Raw genomic sequence first — 17,217 nt, forward strand, 5'->3', positions numbered from 1 at the left:
AACATAGAAAAAGATCGACTATTAAAGTCGATCTTTTTAAAACGTTTGTTTTATTGTTCTTTGTACCATGGGTAATGGAAGTTACCTGGACGGTCAGTACGTTCGTAAGTGTGAGCACCGAAGTAATCACGTTGTGCTTGAAGCAAGTTAGCTGGAAGTACTTGAGCTCTGTATGAGTCGAAGTATGAAACGGCAGCTGACAATGATGGAACAGGAATACCTGCTTCAGTAGCTAACGAAACGATTTCTCTAGCTGAGTCTTGGTACTTGTTAGCGATGTCTGAGAAGTATGGGTCCATTAACAAGTTAGTTAACTTAGGATCCTTATCAAAGGCATCAGTGATGTTTTGAAGGAATTGGGCACGGATAATGCATCCAGCACGCCAAATCTTAGCTAATTGGTCGTACTTCAAGTCCCAACCGTAGTGTTCTGAGGCCATCCGCATTTGTTCGAAGCCTTGAGCATAACTCATGATTTTACCGAAGTATAATGCTTGGCGAGCCTTTTCAACGATTTCGTCGCTGTTAAACTTAGGTTCTTTGGCAGGACCATGAAGAACCTTTGAAGCGGCCATTCGTTCTTTTTTCATCATTGAGATGAAACGAGCGTAAACTGATTCGGTGATAACTGATTGAGGAGCACCAATGTCTAAAGCATCGATTGAACTCCACTTACCAGTACCCTTGTTAGCACCACGGTCTAAGATTGCGTCAACAATTGGCTTGTTCTTGTCGTCTCCTAAGTCATCTTTTCTAGTCAAGATGTCAGCGGTGATTTCGATCAAGTATGAGTTTAACTCACCCTTGTTCCAATCTTTGAAGATTTTAGCAAGGTCATCAACTGAGTAACCAGCAGCATTTCTCAAAAGGTTGAAGGTTTCATCGATTAATTCTTCGTCACCGTATTCGATACCGTTGTGGACCATCTTTACATAGTGACCAGCACCGTTAGGGCCAATGTAAGCAACACATGGTTCGCCATCTTCGGCCTTAGCAGCAATCTTTTCAAGGATTGGAGCAACACGGTCGTAGGCTTCTTTTTGACCACCGGGCATTAGTGAAGGGCCTTTAAGGGCTCCCAGTTCACCACCAGAAACACCCATTCCGATAAAGTTAATACCTGACTTAGCAAGTTTTTCACTTCGAGCCATAGTATCGTGGAAGTTAGTGTTACCACCGTCAATAAGAGTGTCACCCTTATCAAGTAATGGTAATAGTTCAGCAATAACGGCATCAGTTGGCTTTCCAGCCTTAACCATCAATAAGATCGTACGAGGTTTTTGAATTGATTCAACGAAATCCTTAACGTTGTAACTTGGAATCAAGTGTTTGTCACCGTGATCCTTCATTACTTGTTCAGTCTTACTTGCAGTACGGTTATAAATTGCAACTGTGTAACCGCGACTTTCAATGTTGAGGGCAAGGTTCTTACCCATAACAGCCATACCAACAACACCAATGTTTGCTTTTTTATCAGCCATAATATACCTTCCTTTTCGAATATATATGTTAATTCATTACACTAGTAGTTTACCATTTCACATTAGAATTGTGAAATAGAAACTTCAAATTTTGTAAGCACTTTCTTTACTTTTCAGCAGGGAAGTACCAACTGTGACCATCTCGAGCTAATAACTCGTCTGCTGCCTTTGGTCCCATTGAACCTGGTTCGTAGTTAGGAAAATCAGGTTTGGTTTCGTCCCAGTACTTCTGAATGGGGTCAACATACTTCCAAGCGGCGGCAACTTCTGGCCAGCTTGCAAAGTTGGTGTGATCACCATTTAAGATGTCATGGAAAAGACGCTCGTATGGTTGAGGAACTTCTGAAGCCCGAGCATCATTTTGTAGGTAACTAAGGTCGATGGTTTCGGTATGGAAACCTTGTTTGGAGTCCTTGACGTTGACCCTCAGTGTAATTCCACCACGAGGGTCAATTAAAATTGAGAGGACGTTGGTTTTAAGAGTATCTGGCAAACCGGCTTTACTGAAGATGTTGTTAATGTCTTTTTTGAAGATAATATCAACTCTAGTGGCTTTGGTTTTTAACTTCTTACCAGTTCGAACGTAGAAAGGAGTGCCCTCCCATCTAGAAAGATTGTAAGTTACTTTTCCAGCAACAAAGGTATCATTATTAGAATCGTGTGGAACGTCTGGCTCGTCACGGTAGGCGGCTGAACCACTACCAGCTCCATATTGACCACGAACAAAGTTCTTTTTGACACCCTCAGTATCATAGAAGTTCATACTTTCAAGGGTTTTGACCTTGGTAGCACGAACGTCAGTATCAACAAATGATTCTGGCTTATCCATTGCAAGGAGGGTCATGATTTGCATGGTATGGTTTTGAATCATATCACGTAAAGCACCAGCTGTGTCGTAATATCCGGCACGGTCTTCTACACCAAGTTTTTCGGATAGGGTGATCTGGACATTATCGATGTAGTTGTGGTTCCAAACGGCATCGATGATGGGGTTACCGAATCGAATAACTGGGATACTTTGAACCATTTCTTTGCCTAAATAATGATCGATGCGAAAGATTTGGTCTTCCTTAAATGCAGCGGTTAATTCATCATTTAATTTTTCAGCAGATTCATAGTCTCGACCGAATGGTTTTTCAATTACCAAGCGGTTAAAGCCACCATTGTCTGAAAGAACGTGTTGTTCTTTCAGATTTTTAGCAACGATTCCAAAGAATCTTGGGGCCATTGAAACATAAAAGATCCGATTACCATTAAGTTCGTATTTCTTGTCAAGTTCGTCGGCTAATTTACTCAGGGCCTGATAATGTTCCACGTTGGTAACATCATGAGATCTGAAGTAAAAATGACTAGCAAACTCTTCAGCTTGTTCTTGATTATCTGCTTCTGACGAGATGGAATCCAAAACCATTTTTTGAAATTCCTCATCGGTGTGGGGTCGTCTAGCTAACCCAAGCAGTGCAAAATGATTGTCAATACTGCCCTTTTTGTAAAGTTCAAATAAGGCTGGATATAACTTTCGCAAAGCAAGGTCACCAGTGCCACCGAAAAGCATGAATAATGCACGGTTAGCAGTTGCCATTAATACTCACTCCTTTTAATAATTATAGTTATTCGTATACAAGACCAATTATATAACACTACTGCTACCAAAAAAAGTGGTTTATTCCTTATTGTTCCACATATGAAAGCGCTATCTAAAGTATCCCTAACTTGACGCATTTCTTCATTATAAATAGGCCAAAATAATTTTTTGATTGCCAAATTGGTACAGGTCATAAAGTGGCTGGCCGTAAAAAAAGGACTGATAATTTAAACGACATAAAAAAGTTTTCTACCATAATAACAAAGAATTGATGGTTAAAAATAAAATGGTAGTGGAAAATTCAAAGCGGGAAACAGTGATGATGTGAATCTAATGATCGTTAGATTAATATAGTAGAAACAGGTCAAAAAAGGAAAAATTAGGTTGAATTGACCTAAAAATATGGTTGTCAACCTTTTTTTGAAGTGATTTTGAAGAAATTGAAGGGAATATATGGCAAAAAAACGAGTAAAAATTACAAAATGATACAGGAAACACTTAATAATCCGGTGATTTTTAGGGTTATGTTGCAAAACATGTTACTTATGTTACAAAATAACAAAAATCGGCGATTTTTTTAAACACTGTGTTATTTGTGTGTAATGTTTTCCGTTTAGTATATACATTGTTGATTGATACAGGAGATCAACGAATTTAAAAAACAGAAAACCGGAAAACGAAAATTAGTTAAGAAATTTAGATTAGGAGTGATTATTATTATGAAGTCAAAAAGTATCAAGGCCGTAGTTTTATCAAGTGCCGCAGCATTAGGTTTATTAGCAGTAGGTGCTAACACCACCCACGCTTCAACAAACGTTACAGTTAAATCAGGTGACACTGTTTCAGAAATTGCTCAACAATACAAAGTTTCTACTAACCAAATCGCTAAAGCTAACCATTTACAAAATGTTGACCAAATCTCAGTTGGACAAAGATTAGTAATCCCAACTGGTGTTACTGTTCCAAATGCTGTATCACAACCAGCACAAACTACTGGTTACCAAGCACCAAAGACTACTCCAGCTGTTAAAGCTCCAGTTGCTAAGGTTGCACAACCTGTACAACAACCAGTTGCTGCTCAACCAGCACCAAAGGCTCAAGTACAAGCCCCAGCCCCAGCAGCACCAAAAGCTCAAGCTCCCGTACAACAAGCTCCAGCTGCACAACAACAAGCTAATACTCAACCAACCCAATCACCAAAGGCTAATGTACAAGCATCAGCTCAAAAGAGTACTCCAGCTCCAGCAGCACCACGAACTAACCAAAGAACTTACACTGTACAAACTAACACTGTTAAACCATCTAACGTTAACTACTCAAGCAACGGTGGTGATGATGCAGCCAAAGCTTGGATCACTGCACGTGAATCAGGTGGTTCATACACTGCTTCAAATGGTAACTACTACGGTAAGTACCAATTATCTAAGTCATACTTAAATGGTGACTACTCAGCTGCTAACCAAGATCGAGTTGCTAACCAATACGTAACTTCACGTTATGGTTCATGGTCAGGCGCCCAATCATTCTGGCAATCACACGGTTGGTACTAAGATAAATTTATACTAACTAATTAATAAGAATTAATTGAAGTCACGGTGATCAAATTGGTCACCGTGACTTTTTTAGCTTGAAAAATAATCCATTTATAAGTTATACTAATAGTAGACTTTTGCATGAAGCCAGGATTCTATTAGGATATTGTGAAAAGAAGTGGGTGTTGTGAAATTTTTCCTATTTTTATTGCACAAGGATTTTATTCTATGGTATAATGTCTTTGTGAAAGATGTTATTAGATTGCGTGTCTGTGGTGCTTTATCACCATTACAAACATACAATTTATTAGCAATAAAATAATATATTTTTTGGAGGTAGTTTTTTATGGAAGCAAATATTGGTAAGAAATTAGTTTTAGGTGTGGCATCATTAGCAGCCGTTTTAGGTTTGTCAATGGCCATTGAGAACATTAATGTAAACGCTGCTCCTGTTCATCTTCCAGCAGACACTAGTGCAACTCCTAATGACACTACTGGTTCAGTACAAGGACAATCAAAAGCTCACGTTCAAGTAAGAACCGGATACTTAACTTTACAAGAAGTTCCAGATTTAAACTTCGGTGAAGCAGCCAACAACAGTAACCCACAATTTGGGATTCCGTTGCATGATAACCAAACCGGTAATGGTAAACCACAATTAGTTGTTGTTGATGGTCGTACCGTCAAAGATCAACCAAATGGTGCTGGTTGGACTGTTTCAGCTGCTTTAGGTCAATTCAATGATCAACCAGGTAATGGTTGGGGTGTTCAATTGAACCAAACCGCTGTTAAAAACAGTATTGGAAGTGCCGCTCAAGTAAATACTCCATTGTTGAATGCTGGAGCTGACAATTCTTCCCAAGTTCTTTCAGCTAATGCTGGTCAAGGTTTAGGAACGACTTCAGTTGACTACTCAAAGAGTACTGACGCTAGTTTGAACATGCCAGCTAACGTTACTCCAGCTGATTACAACGCACCAATTATTTGGACTCTTAACGCACAAGGCCCACAAAACCCAACTAACTAATAGTTCTCTTTACGGGTGTGTATTGTATAACCAAGAAGACAGACCACGTACGGTTTGTCTTCTTTTTAGTAAATTAGAAAATTAATTAAGTAGGACGTGATTGTAATTTTATCAAGGTTGAAGAAATTCTGGTTACCGTTTTTACTTGCCGTTGCAACCATTCTTTTGATGATTCCGATACTTGGAACCTTAAAAACAAATGCAGCCCAAGGTCCATCAATTGCGGTTAAACCGAATTACACTAAGAATCAAATTAAGCAAGATGGAGTGATCTTTGTTCAAACCAAGCCGGGTCAAACCCAACAAATTAGTTTGAGCATCGTTAATTTATCCAAGTCACCCCAGTCCTTTAGCATTGAACCAACAACTGCTTTTACTTCCGGTGGTGGTGCCATTGCGCTCAATCCGACTAATAAGTTTCCGACTGATAAAACTTTGAAGTATAAATTCAAGGATTTAGTCCAAGGAGACAAGAAGCAGACGATTAACTTAGCTCCTAACAAGGGAACCAACGTTAACTTTAACGTAAAAGCTCCTGACAAGACTTATCAAGGTGTCATCATGGGTGGACTGTACGTTAGTCCACAATTGCCACCTTCTGCAGCTAAGTTAAGGGGAGTCAGCGTTAATAATAAGTTTGCTTTAGCAATGCCCGTCTATCTTCGTGACAACACTAATCAAACCATTAAACCAAAGCTTACGGCTCAAGGTATTAAACCGGGGAAGGTATCTAATGAACCGGTGATTTATACTAAGTTAGCGAACGAAAAGCCCACGACGGTTAGTCAAATGCATTTAAAAGACAAGATTTACCGAAAGAGTAATCCAAAGAAAGTCTTGAGTAAGGCCAACCAGAGTGGCTTAAGTATGGCGCCTAATTCCAACTTTAATTTTATGAATAATTTTGGCAAAAACGCGTTGTTACCCGGTAATTATCATTTGAGTTTGCAGGCTTCAGACATTAACGGAAACAAGTGGGATATTGAAAAAGATTTCCATATTTCAATTGCTCAGGCAGCAATTAATAATGCTAATAAAAACTGGTGGTGGATCATCCTATTGATTATCTTGTTAATCTTAATCTTGATCTTATGCTACGTTTTGTACCGTCAACACAAAAAACAAAAGGATTTGATTGCCACACAGCAAGCAGAACTTGATAAAAGAAACGATCAATCTAAATAACTAGGTTGGGAGATGTACAAATGCGAATACAATGTTCTAAGTTTTTAAGGATGGTACTGTTAACTGGATTAACTATTTTAATAGCCGTTGGGTTAGAAGCGAATGCAGCTTCGTTTGCGAAGAGTGAATCTAATTCAAATACCACAATTCGAATTGGTAGAAACGTAACTCCAGCACCCAATGGACAGGGTGGTCAACCTGAAGATATGTCTAATAAAACCCCAGGTCCCTCTGAATCAGAAGGCACTAAAATTCCGCCAACCATTGCTGTTAGTGGGGAGCAACAAGGTACGTTACCTCAAACAGGACAAATGCTTAAATGGGGCACAATGGTAGCCGGAGTGATTTTTCTCTTTATCGCTTTTCTGATTATATTAAACCGTCATTTCATTAAAAAATTAGAATTGAAGAATTCGAAATAAAATTCAAATGCGAAAACTAATTAAAATTATAATTTTAGTTGGAGTTTTGTTGATTGAACTGTTTGTGCCAATGACTTCCCAGGCCAATTCGGATGATTATCCGTCATTTTCTGCCACGCCGGTTTTGGGTGGACTTCCGCTTCAAAAGGGAAAGGAGTATTTTGCGATTCAAGCTAAACCGAATCGGGAATACCAGCTCCCGCTTCTTTTGAAAAATCACGGAGACCGTCCCATTAAAATTAGGTTAACGCTGAATAATGCAACGACCACGTCGAGTGGCAGTATTTCATACGCTAATCCAAGCGTGCTTAAAAATGATCAGAATTCGGTTTCTAGACAAGTTGTTGGAAAACTTAAAAGAGAAGTGAATTTGGCTCCGGATGCAAGTAAGGTAGTCAATTACCAAATCAGGACAAATTCACGAGTTATGGGAACAGAACTTGCTGGCATTACTGCTACTGGAGTGGTTCCTTCCGTTTCAAACGAGAAGGTTAACAGTTTAGCCAGTTACGTTATTGGAGTTTCGTTAAGTGGACAGGATGGATTGAAATTAGATCGTTTAAAAATTTCAAACATCGAGAGTGGAAATTATGATGGATTAAATGCGTTTAAAGTTACGATTAAGAATAATTACCCACAGCTGATTCAACATGCGAGGGTGCGAGTCAAAGTTTTTCATAACGAAAAATTGGATACGATAAAGGAATATTCGGATGTCAGTATTGCCCCGAATACTCCTTTGGTGTGGACAATTCCCTATCAAAAATTGCAGCCTGGTAGGTATCGGATGGATGTTATGATCCATTCTGACAAGCAAACGGTTCGATTGCACAAGACGTTTACCCCACTAAAGTTATCAAACCAAGTAGAGTCATACGTACCGGTTTTAATTGCGGTATTTTTGACCATCGAAATTTGGATTATTTTTTGGATTTGTCGGATGTTCTATCACAAAAAGAAAAATAAAAAGAATTGAGAAAAAATGAGAATAAAAAGAGAAGTACTTTATAAGCTATTAATAGGAGTGGTTTGTACTGCTGTATTTATGATTTGTGGCGCAATGATGAGTGTTAGGGCGGATCCAGATAATCCGTATAACATTCCTGCACCACCAGAATCAGGTCCGTCAATGGATGAATTTATGTTTGCTGGGATTCAACCGAATGAAAGCGTTCAAAAAAGATATCCCAACGTTCAGGTGGTAACTGATAATACTGGTGATGATCATTCTGCTCAAACCATGTGGTGGAAGAACCAAGTTGATTTACAAAAACCGTTTACAATTAAGTTTTACGTTTATATGAAAAACCCGAAAAAAGTTAAAACATTAGCTGATGGACTGACCTTTACCCTGCAAAATGACAATCCAAATGCCATCGGATCATCGGGTGAATCACTCGGTTCATATGGAAATGTCCGAACCGCTTCAAAGGCAATTGACAATGATCATGTTAATCCTAAAAAGGCATATTTGAGGACCCAATTTATTCACAATGCTTTATCGTTTGAGTTTGATCCATACTACAACGGAGATTATAGTGACCATAAATTGCCGCGAAAGATTCCGCATACGGCGTTCATTTATCCAAATGAATTCACTGGTCCATTTGACTGGCACGATAAAGATCATATTGGAATCAATCACCATGATTATAGTCAGACGCCATCTTTAACGGCTAATCAGGGAACATGGATCCCGGTGACTTACAAGTGGATGCCTAATGACTGGCAACCAGATAGTAACGCCAGGTCGGATCATGCCACCGCAACGGTTACTTATAATGATCCCAAGTCTAGTCACTCAATTGACGGAATTGATCAGCATACCACTACTGAAAATGTTCCTTTGAGCCAATTTCAAGGTGACTACGCATGGTGGGGATTTACTGGTGCAACTGGTGCATTGAACATGGTCAGTGCCATTGCCAATACCGAAATTCCTCAGATTCCTGGGGTTAAAAAATTAGTTTGTGATTTAAGTGCGCTTCAACGTGAGGGGAAGTATAAGGATATTAATCCCTATGATAGTGATACCGGTGCCGCAAATGACATGATTAAGGAAATCGATCCAAGTGAATTTAAGGACCTTGTCACTAACGCTAAGGTTGGAGACGTGATGCTTTATAAGGTCGATACCTACAACTACAAAGATAATGGTTTAGGAAATACCTGGGATAACGTTAAGGTTACGGATGACATGACCAATCTAGGGATGCGTGGTCTGGACGATAACGATCAAATCGTGGCGGAATACCCCAACGGAATTGAACCCATCGACGATGATGGGAAACCTGACTCAGTTGGATTTCGAACGATTATTACTGATCCAGATCCTAATATTAAGCAGAATACGGTAACCGCTAAGGGAAGTAACTTTACGGCACCGGATGACGGAGTGGTTAAGTCAAGTCAGGCGACCGTCGAAATGTCGAATAACCCGTACGACAACGTTAAACCACGGGTTATTTTACAAAACCAGATGTCAAATGACGGTGGTAATACTTGGACCAATAATCTGACCGACGTCAAAGACGGAAGTGAGGTTCAGTACAAGATTTCCCTTCATAACATGATTGAAGGCACGCAGTTTAAAGATGGTTCGTATTCATTTGTGGTTCCAAGTATTAAAGACATCAAGAACATTGATGTTAACGGAGAACCAATTAGTAATAGTGATTATACGGTAAGTGACACCACCGATTATGAGATTAGTGGGAAAGACTCCAACTCTAACTTTAAGAACGCTAAGAAGATTACGATTAAGAATCTTCCAGACATGAATGGTCGAGAGGTAACTAATATTACCGCTGACCTTCAGCTTGGGGACAATAATCCTGATAATATGAGTTCAATCCCTGAATTGACGGGAACCGATCGCAACCAGGATTCACTTAAGTTTCAAGGACGAAAAGAGACCTATAATTTCTACAATGGATCGGTTGTTTTGAGTCAACCGCAGGATTTAGACTACGGCTTTCAAAATGACTACTTCTTTAAGGATCAGTACATGCAACCAAGAAACCTTGGCAAGAAAAAGACCCCGATTGACATCAACAAAGGGTACGAGGTTGCTAGTTTAACCGATGATCGTCGTGTTAAGAGTCCGTACAGTGTCTGGCTCTCTCAGGAGAATACTCCTGAAAATCCACATGAGATTGGGAGGCCCGGGTCACCATTTTCACTGGCTTACTTTGCCTTAAACAGCAAACAACCAACCATTTTGAACCCAGGAACTGGCAACGTCCAGGTTTACAACTATCCTGGGAAAAAGGAAGATGGTAAGATTACGACTCCAATTAAATGGAATGCTAATCAAGGACTTGATTTAAGGATGAACCAGAGTGGAAGTGCCGTCGGTAGTACCGGGGGATATGACGCTACGCTTAACTGGAGCATCAAGTATGGTTCAAAAGATAGTGGAACACCATAAAGACGGTTAATCAGTGATCGCGGTTATGATATGTTTTGCCAAATGAAAGGCTATCAAGGACTTGATAGCCTTTTTGGTTGTAGATAAATTTAATCATGAAGTTGGTAATTGTGAAACGCTTTTTTGATGTGTTTAAAATCTCCATAATGGCGTGCTATAATTAGCGTAAATCTATCAAAGTGAGGAAACGTTATGGGTGAAATCAAGAAAAAAATGAAAGATCGACTTGATGCCTTCAGTGACGCCATCATTGCCATCATTATTACCGTGATGGTGTTGGAACTGCCGATTGAGAAAATGGGTGGAAACGTTGAGTATCTGGTTCTATTTCGTGCCATTGGAATTTATGCCGTTAGTTTTTGTTTTGTTGGGAACTTGTGGTACCAGCATGCACAAGTATTCAATGATACCGAAAAAGTCGCCAACAAGACGGTTGTCATGGACCTGGTGTTCCTCTTTTTCATGTCGTTAATTCCAACTTTTACAAAGCTTATGACCGACGATACATCGCAAATCACGGTGATGCTTTATGGCACTCTTTCACTAATTTTATTGGTGGTCTTTCGCATCATTGTGTCGCAAATTGCTGAAGTCAAGTACCGAAAGCATTCCAAGCAACACGAAGTTTTCAACTATATATTTGCCAGAAACTTTAACTATTCAATCGCGGCGTACGTCATTTTGATTATTTTGGCGTTTTTCTTTCCTAGAATTGCTTTGACTTTATTTATCATTATCCCAATTTGGTCGTTTATTGAAAACAGCCACGAGCACGGGACCTTGAACTTGGCTAATCAAGGAATGGAAGAGGGCCAGGTTAATTTAACTGAGTCGGTTAAAAATTTGACAGCTGATCAGAAAAAATCCTTAAAAGCCAAGTTAGCTTCGACGATTAAGGCGTCAAAGGGTACTGATGATGAGAAAGAAAAGCATGAGATTTGGACCCAGTTTGCCAAGTGGGCCGCTGATCAGAGGTAAAACTTAAAGCATTGCTATAAAATATTTTTAGGGATTGACGTCAATGAACAAACGATGTCAGTCCCTTTTTCTTTAACATTTTCTTTCAAAGTTAAATATATGTTAAAATTTATCTAAAGGTAGGTGTTAAATATGAAGAAAAACGCATTTACTAGTCGTATCAGTTTACTGTGGACGGCCATGGCCATGATTTTATTTGGCACTAGTGTGGTTGAAGGCATCCAAGAGATCATCTATGGTTTTCCCATTGGTTTCATTGACTGGATTTTGATTATTTTAAGTGCCCTCTGTATCATTATTTGGGCGGTCACTTTATTTATTAAGAATCCAGCAATGGAGATTGCGGGTGAAATTACTCCAAAGCAACGTATTTGGGGTGGGATTGTGACCCTGATTGTGTTTCTTTTGGTAATAATTGGAATTTCTCATCTTTCCGTCATGTGGACTGATTTAATCCTGATTCTAGGGTTTATTGGCTTTTTACTTAACGAAGTATGGACGTTTAAAGATTAAAATTTTTGACAATTAAATCTGAAAAAAAATCCATTCCAATGTTGAATTGGGATGGATTTTTTGTTTACCTATAATTATTTGAATATGAAGATGGAGATAATGAGAAAAAAGAGATAAGCGGCTGCTGGAATGGCAGTCTTCCGCATTACCGTCCCCTCCTGTCCTTTCAATCCAACTACTCCACTCACTGAAACAATGTTGTAGACACAAATCATGTTCCCAACCGCAGCACCGATGACTTGACCGGCGAGGATGAGAAATTTATCTAAACCAGCGTCCACGGCGACATCAGCCTGAATTGATGAAAAAGTCAGGGTGGAGACGGTCGTGCTCCCGGTGACAAATGAGCCAACCGCGCCTAAAATTGGCGCGATTGCTAACCAGACGCCGTGCAGGTGAGTAGCCATAAACGATGCCAAGTAACCGGGCATGCTGTCTAGTTTGGCGCCGTTAAAATTGGTGTTAGTAAAGACTTGGACCATGATTAAAGTCACAATTAAGGTCAGAAGCGTGGTCTTCATTGATTTCACCACGTCCCACGCTTCGTGTGAAAACGAACGAAATGATTCTTCACGAAGCAGGACCGTTAGTAGGGCAACAATCAAGAGGACGGTTCCCGGTGAAGCTAAAAGGAGCCAGCTCGAGTCAATGTCCTTAAAGCCAAGAATGTTGGTTAATGATAGGTTGACGTGGCTGTTTAACCAGTTGTGAACTGGTTTGACGAGTTTGGGAATCACTAACAAAACGACTACGAGGACGTAGGGTAACCATGCCCTTACGAGTGAAATATCGGTTCGGGCTTCTTTGATGGTTACTTTTTCGGACTGTTTCCATGGATTTTTCTTGATATCTTTTGGTAGTAAAATGTTGAACTTAATACTTAAGATGGCAAAGATCAGCGCAATAATGGGGCTGATAACGGATGTTAGTTCGTACCCCAGTAATAATTGACTGATAATGGTTGAAGTCGAGTAGATTAACCCAATGGCAAGACACCATGGAGTAACCTGTAAAACTGATTTGAAGCGGTGCTTGGTGTATTGATTGGGAAGCAAAAAGACCAGCATAACGATGAGGATCAGCGGAACCAGGGTCCCACTGATTAACTCGAGGTTAGCAATCTTTAACCCGACTTTTCCCATCTCAGCTTTACTAACGGTGTTACTTAGACCAACCGTTAGTGGGGTCCCAACGGCTCCAAACGAGGCGGCAGTTGAGTCGGCTACAAGGGCTAAAACGATTGAAGAGAGCGGTTTAAATCCCAGAGCAATTAGCAGTGGCGCGGTGACCATGGCTGGAGCACCGAAGCCCGAGACTCCCTCAATTAGGGACCCAAACAGAAAGACAATCAGGACGGCTTGCAGGCGCATGTCGGTGGTTAAATTGGTGAAGCCAGCGTTAATCCGGTCAACTGATCCGGTGTATTCCAGTGCTCTTAGTAATAACAGTGCCCCAAGGAGAATCCAAGCAATCGTCAGACTTTTGTGGACTCCCTGAATGGCTGAGGCTGCCAGAGCTTTCATTGGCATCTTCCAAACCAATAAACTAGCTAAAATAACAAGTATTGCCGTTACACTCATTCCCTTTAAAGCTGGCATGTTTAAAAAACCCAGCAGAATTATTGGGACTAGTATCGGAAACATTGAAACTAATAATTCCATATAATGTTTTCTCCTCTTAGTGCTTTGCGGTAAAGATGTCTTATAACTATTATACATGAGTTAGAAGCTTCAAGCGAAGTGGGTTATTTTCAAGGAGTTTTGGAAATAAAAAAGCTAATCTTTAGTGATTAGCCTTTTATGGCACAAATTAATTATTTGATTATTGTTTTACAACAACCTTCCCCATCATTTGATGGGACTCCACCATACTGGTTGCTTTACGAAGATTTTTGGCAGAAATGGGACTAATTGTTTTAGTGAGGGTACTTTTAATTTTTCCCTCATCAAGTAGTTTTCCAATTTTATCCAAGATTATGTGTTGTGTAATCATGTTGGGAGTTTGGTACCATGATTTTTCATACATCCATTCCCAACCAAATCTTACCATCCGTGATTTTAATGGACTAAAGTTTAAATTTCGACCGGATCCAGTGGTGGATGCAATGTTTCCGTTTGGACCAATTAATTTTGTGATGGTTGACCAATAAGCATCAAGATTTGCTAATTCCAAAATATAATCAACGTGCTTAAACCCTAAATCATGAACCTGGTCAACAATGCTATCGTGATAGTCAACAACATGATCAGTTCCATGCTGTAATTCCCATTTCTTAGTCGTTTCGTTTCCTGCAGTTGCAATCACGGTCAAATTGGCCAGATGGGCTAATTGGGTTGCTACCGAACCAACGCCACCAGATCCATTAATGACTAAAATAGATTTTGACGAGTTACCTTCGGTATCATTAATATCGATATCCATTTGTTCAAACATTGCTTCCCATGCCGTTATACTGGTTAGTGGCATCGCAGCAATTTCTTCAATACTTAGTTTTTTGGGTGCATGCCCCACTATTCTTTCGTCGACTAATTGATACTCACTGTCACTTCCAGGTCGTTTATACGATCCAGCATAAAAAACTTTATCACCAGTTTTAAAAATGCTCGTCTCTGCTCCAGTTGTAACGACAGTTCCGTAGGCGTCCCATCCCATTATCTTAGGATGAACAAGTTGCTTTCGTTGGGCGCGTCTAGTATAAACATCAACAGGATTTACCGATACAGCCTCTACTTTAACCAATAAATCGTGAGGTTTAGGGGTAGGGACTTCTGTACTAAATTCAAATAGACTGTCTGGATTTTTAATTGATAAATATTTAGTAAAGCCAATTGCCTTCATGTTCTTTTTCATCATCTATCTAATCTCCTTATTTAAGTTACTGTTAATTTTAAGGAGAAAATGATGCTTTACAATAATGTAATTTTTGTTACTAGGTTACAAGAGTTTCACTAGATAATTTAGATTACTGTGATTGAAGCTTTTATCTCTGATCGTCGTTGATTGAATTATACAGTTTTCCCCATTTTTCCATTTCATCAATAACCGGTTTTAGTGATTCACCAAATTTAGTGATTTTGTATTCTGTTTTTGGTGGAACGACTGGGTAGACCTTCTTTTCAATGATATTATCGTTTTCTAGTTCCTTTAATTGTAGCGCCAGCATACGTTTTGAGCAGCCGTTGATCTGCTTATTTAAATAATTAAATCTAACTACTTTACTTTTAAATAAGTGATACAAAATAACACTTTTCCATTTGCCAGAGATTATTTGCAATGTACTTTCAACTGGGCAGCCTTCTTGACAATTATATAAATGTCTATTGCTCATGACTTTTACTTCTCCCTTTATTTTGATCAAAATATCATTGAAGTTGTCTACATACCTAGTATACGCTATATCTTTGGATAACTTTGTGTTCTTATTGAATGTAATGAATTTAAATTAAAGTATTATTTACTAATAAAAAATGAGACGCCTTCACCAAAGGGACGTCTCATTTTTGCTTATTTACTTAGATATTTCTTTTCGTAGTGGTGGTACAAAAGATAACCCACAATACCAAACAGTACTGGTCCTACGACCATCCAGATACTGCTTACGTAGTTGCCACTCAAAGCGGGAGCGATAATCGTAAAAATAATGGCAAAACCGACCGTTAGCATTACGACACAGACCGCTAATTTAGCGACCAGTGAATTCTTGTAGAAGACAAAGGGCTTCTTGATTTTCTGGTTGGCTTTAAACCCAATGAACGAGAAGGCAATGAACAGGTACGGAATTACCATTGCCACGTTGGTCATCTGAACCAAGATGTTGAAGAAGGCTTTGGCACTTTGTCCCCCAAACGAGATTACGAGGATGAACAAGATGACTAAGAGTCCCTGAATCATCATGGCGTTACCTGGTACGTTGTGTCGGTTGATTTTGGTAAAGAACCTCGGCCAAATTTCCTTGGGAGTGCCCTCCACAATCGTCTTGATTGGCGAAATGACGAGTGTGATGAAGGCCCCACTCAGTGCTAGAAAAATGGAAACCCCGACGTAACGACTGACCCACATCCCGATTTGAACGGAGACGCCATGAGGAAAGTTCAGGGCGGTCCCCAGTTGATAACCAAAGTTATTCATGATAACGAAAGGGATGTTGACTAGGTTAATGTTGTGTTTTGAACCCAAGACCTGGTTCCAGTTCGTAAAAGCTCCGACCATGAAAATCCCAATCGAATAGACGACGGAAATGGTGATGGCCGAGATGGTGATTCCTTTAGGAAAAGTCTTTTCGGGAGTCTTGGTTTGATCAACGAGCCCCCCAATGGTTTCTAGTCCACCGTAGGCAAAGATTGCGTATACGATAAATCCGAGGACATTAATTAATGAATCGTATTGCGGATTAGGCGACACCAAGACGGCTTTCCAGGAGAGCGGCTGAAAGGTGTGTCCGTTAATTAAAAGGATGATGGCACCACCAACAATGAGGATTACGTTGGTTAACATGGCCGCAAACCCACCGATGGAAGTGACCTTTTGAATTTGACCGATTCCACGGGTAGCGATGAACGTAATTACGACCATTAAAAGGACGGCTAAAAGGCCGATGGTTTCAACGCTTGAAAGTCCAAAGAGATGAGCATCTGACGTTTTATCAACGCCGAAGATTGCATTTGAAAGTGGGACCCAGATGGCGGAACTGGTGTTGACCATCCAGATGATGGCGGAAGCATACCACATGGAGATTCCCGTGAAGGCGAATTTAGGATTAACTGATTCGCTCATCCAAGTGTAGATGCCACCGTGCTTTTCTGAAAAAGCCGCACCAAACTCCGCAATCATGAACGCGAACGGGATGAAGAAGCAGAGCGCTGCCAGGATGTACCAGATGATTGAGGCATACCCCATTAGATAGAACGCTCTGGAAATGTTCGCTGATCCGAAGACGGATGTAAAGATCATTAAGACTAACGCAAATAATGATAACTTTTTATTGTCCATCAAATGTAACCTCCAATTTCTTAAATAATTCTTAAAGTATAACAGGAAAATCCTGATTTGTGACACAAAAAAAGA

14 protein-coding genes are annotated in these 17,217 nt (G+C 39.9%); 8 read left to right on the forward strand and 6 right to left on the reverse strand.

Annotated features, from left to right (window positions below; translation table 11 throughout):
* Positions 1–50 precede the first annotated feature (50 nt).
* Entirely contained in the window at positions 51–1,481 is a 1,431-nt protein-coding gene (gene gnd / locus AC6UDC_RS06040) for an NADP-dependent phosphogluconate dehydrogenase (RefSeq protein ID WP_500694125.1), read from the reverse strand.
* Positions 1,482–1,587: 106 nt separating this feature from the next.
* Entirely contained in the window at positions 1,588–3,063 is a 1,476-nt protein-coding gene (gene zwf / locus AC6UDC_RS06045) for a glucose-6-phosphate dehydrogenase (protein ID WP_500694124.1), read from the reverse strand.
* 722 nt (positions 3,064–3,785) lie between these two features.
* On the opposite strand from zwf, the gene apf reads away from it, so the two are divergent.
* The 8 genes from apf to AC6UDC_RS06085 all read left to right on the forward strand — a co-directional run bounded on the left by apf (position 3,786) and on the right by AC6UDC_RS06085 (position 12,153).
* Positions 3,786–4,616 (forward strand): aggregation-promoting factor, encoded by an 831-nt coding sequence (apf, locus tag AC6UDC_RS06050; RefSeq protein ID WP_500694123.1) that lies wholly within the window; start codon positions 3,786–3,788, stop codon positions 4,614–4,616.
* A gap of 328 nt (positions 4,617–4,944) precedes the next feature.
* Positions 4,945–5,625, forward strand: a complete 681-nt coding sequence (locus AC6UDC_RS06055; protein WP_500694122.1) for a WxL domain-containing protein — start codon at positions 4,945–4,947, stop codon at positions 5,623–5,625.
* A 96-nt stretch (positions 5,626–5,721) separates the two neighbouring features.
* Positions 5,722–6,810, forward strand: a complete 1,089-nt coding sequence (locus AC6UDC_RS06060) for a DUF916 domain-containing protein (RefSeq protein ID WP_500721777.1) — start codon at positions 5,722–5,724, stop codon at positions 6,808–6,810.
* Between the two features lie 20 nt (positions 6,811–6,830).
* A complete protein-coding gene (locus tag AC6UDC_RS06065; RefSeq protein WP_500694120.1) occupies positions 6,831–7,232 on the forward strand; it encodes a hypothetical protein in 402 nt (133 codons plus the stop codon).
* A 46-nt stretch (positions 7,233–7,278) separates the two neighbouring features.
* Positions 7,279–8,208: a WxL protein host-binding domain-containing protein gene (locus AC6UDC_RS06070; protein WP_500706759.1), complete on the forward strand. Its 930-nt coding sequence runs from the start codon at positions 7,279–7,281 to the stop codon at positions 8,206–8,208.
* Positions 8,209–8,295: 87 nt separating this feature from the next.
* Entirely contained in the window at positions 8,296–10,662 is a 2,367-nt protein-coding gene (locus AC6UDC_RS06075; RefSeq protein WP_500721779.1) for a lectin-like domain-containing protein, read from the forward strand.
* Between the two features lie 192 nt (positions 10,663–10,854).
* Positions 10,855–11,640 carry a TMEM175 family protein gene (locus tag AC6UDC_RS06080; RefSeq protein ID WP_500694117.1) on the forward strand — a complete coding sequence of 262 codons (786 nt, stop codon included), beginning with the start codon at positions 10,855–10,857 and terminating at the stop codon, positions 11,638–11,640.
* Positions 11,641–11,772: 132 nt separating this feature from the next.
* The gene (locus AC6UDC_RS06085) at positions 11,773–12,153 is read left to right on the forward strand and encodes a hypothetical protein (RefSeq protein ID WP_500707403.1); all 381 of its coding nucleotides are present in this window, start codon (positions 11,773–11,775) and stop codon (positions 12,151–12,153) included.
* A 74-nt stretch (positions 12,154–12,227) separates the two neighbouring features.
* Here the strand turns inward: AC6UDC_RS06085 and AC6UDC_RS06090 are convergent, their stop codons facing one another.
* The 4 genes from AC6UDC_RS06090 to yjeM form a co-directional block, all read right to left on the reverse strand.
* Positions 12,228–13,814, reverse strand: coding sequence for an L-lactate permease (locus tag AC6UDC_RS06090; RefSeq protein WP_500721782.1), 1,587 nt, complete (start codon positions 13,812–13,814; stop codon positions 12,228–12,230).
* Between the two features lie 160 nt (positions 13,815–13,974).
* The gene (locus tag AC6UDC_RS06095; protein ID WP_500721918.1) at positions 13,975–15,003 is read right to left on the reverse strand and encodes a zinc-binding alcohol dehydrogenase family protein; all 1,029 of its coding nucleotides are present in this window, start codon (positions 15,001–15,003) and stop codon (positions 13,975–13,977) included.
* Positions 15,004–15,133: 130 nt separating this feature from the next.
* Complete coding sequence (locus AC6UDC_RS06100; protein WP_500695850.1) at positions 15,134–15,481, reverse strand: winged helix-turn-helix transcriptional regulator; 348 nt, start codon at positions 15,479–15,481, stop codon at positions 15,134–15,136.
* Positions 15,482–15,657: 176 nt separating this feature from the next.
* Positions 15,658–17,142, reverse strand: a complete 1,485-nt coding sequence (gene yjeM, locus AC6UDC_RS06105) for a glutamate/gamma-aminobutyrate family transporter YjeM (RefSeq protein ID WP_500721784.1) — start codon at positions 17,140–17,142, stop codon at positions 15,658–15,660.
* Between the last annotated feature and the right edge of the window lie 75 nt (positions 17,143–17,217).

This window comes from Fructilactobacillus sp. X7R7C1, from assembly GCF_059901065.1.

What these genes read in the sequence shown, in the direction of transcription:
- gnd (WP_500694125.1), bottom strand. Translation starts at nt 1,481, where the DNA reads ATGGCTGATAAAAAAGCAAACATTGGTGTTGTTGGTATGGCTGTTATG.
- zwf (WP_500694124.1), bottom strand. Translation starts at nt 3,063, where the DNA reads ATGGCAACTGCTAACCGTGCATTATTCATGCTTTTCGGTGGCACTGGT.
- apf (WP_500694123.1), top strand. Translation starts at nt 3,786, where the DNA reads ATGAAGTCAAAAAGTATCAAGGCCGTAGTTTTATCAAGTGCCGCAGCA.
- AC6UDC_RS06055 (WP_500694122.1), top strand. Translation starts at nt 4,945, where the DNA reads ATGGAAGCAAATATTGGTAAGAAATTAGTTTTAGGTGTGGCATCATTA.
- AC6UDC_RS06065 (WP_500694120.1), top strand. Translation starts at nt 6,831, where the DNA reads ATGCGAATACAATGTTCTAAGTTTTTAAGGATGGTACTGTTAACTGGA.
- AC6UDC_RS06075 (WP_500721779.1), top strand. Translation starts at nt 8,296, where the DNA reads ATGAGTGTTAGGGCGGATCCAGATAATCCGTATAACATTCCTGCACCA.
- AC6UDC_RS06080 (WP_500694117.1), top strand. Translation starts at nt 10,855, where the DNA reads ATGGGTGAAATCAAGAAAAAAATGAAAGATCGACTTGATGCCTTCAGT.
- AC6UDC_RS06085 (WP_500707403.1), top strand. Translation starts at nt 11,773, where the DNA reads ATGAAGAAAAACGCATTTACTAGTCGTATCAGTTTACTGTGGACGGCC.
- AC6UDC_RS06090 (WP_500721782.1), bottom strand. Translation starts at nt 13,814, where the DNA reads ATGGAATTATTAGTTTCAATGTTTCCGATACTAGTCCCAATAATTCTG.
- AC6UDC_RS06095 (WP_500721918.1), bottom strand. Translation starts at nt 15,003, where the DNA reads ATGAAAAAGAACATGAAGGCAATTGGCTTTACTAAATATTTATCAATT.
- AC6UDC_RS06100 (WP_500695850.1), bottom strand. Translation starts at nt 15,481, where the DNA reads ATGAGCAATAGACATTTATATAATTGTCAAGAAGGCTGCCCAGTTGAA.
- yjeM (WP_500721784.1), bottom strand. Translation starts at nt 17,142, where the DNA reads ATGGACAATAAAAAGTTATCATTATTTGCGTTAGTCTTAATGATCTTT.